The organism is Dickeya sp. MK7 (assembly GCF_000406305.1).
Taxonomy (GTDB): Bacteria; Pseudomonadota; Gammaproteobacteria; order Enterobacterales; family Enterobacteriaceae; genus Dickeya; species Dickeya fangzhongdai.
The window spans coordinates 1-650 of sequence record NZ_AOOO01000061.1 but is presented as its reverse complement, the minus strand read 5'-3'; the positions used below and the strand labels follow the sequence as shown (position 1 = coordinate 650).

Sequence of the window (650 nt, the reverse complement as noted above, 5' to 3'; positions counted from 1 at the left end):
GGTTGTAATACAGCCCCGTCTCCGCGTCGTAGACCTGACCCTGATAGCGCAGCTCGCAGTACACTTCCTCGTTGGCCGCGTCGCCCAGATAACGCCGCAGCGGTATGGGTCGCTTGTCTTCCCGGTACGCCCCCCACAGCCCCTGCTCGCCGCGCCAGTGCACGTCGCCCGTTTCGCTGCACAGCTCACGCGCCGTCCCCGTCAGGTCCGTCACGATATAGTGCAGCCGGGTTTCCCCCTCCTGCTCCTCCACCTGCGCCAGCGGCCGGAAGCTCCCCGGCTCGTACACCCACTGCACCGCACGCGCCACGCTGCCGTCCACCCGGTACTGCGTCTGCCCCGACAGCTGGTCGCCGTCCCACCGGTACGCCACCCGCGCTACCGCCTGCGCCGACGGCACCTGGCCCTCGCGCACCTTGCTTACCCGTCGTCCGAACGCGTCGTAACGATACCGCCATCGCGCCCCGTCCGGCAAACTCACCCGCACCAGACGGTCCTGCGCGTCCCACTCAAACCGCGTTTCCTGCGCCCGGAAACCGGGACGGCTTTCCCGTCTGACCGCCAGACGACCGCACGCATCGTACTGATACTGATGACCGCCGCGCTGCGTCACCCGGCCGGCCGCATCGTAACCCGCCGACGACTGCACC

At 68.9% G+C, this 650-nt stretch carries 1 protein-coding gene; it reads right to left on the bottom strand.

Going from position 1 to position 650, the window contains the following annotated elements; all coding sequences use genetic code 11:
* On the bottom strand, window positions 1-650 hold a 650-nt coding region (locus DXXMK7_RS00095), incomplete at both ends, for an RHS domain-containing protein (protein WP_038917316.1).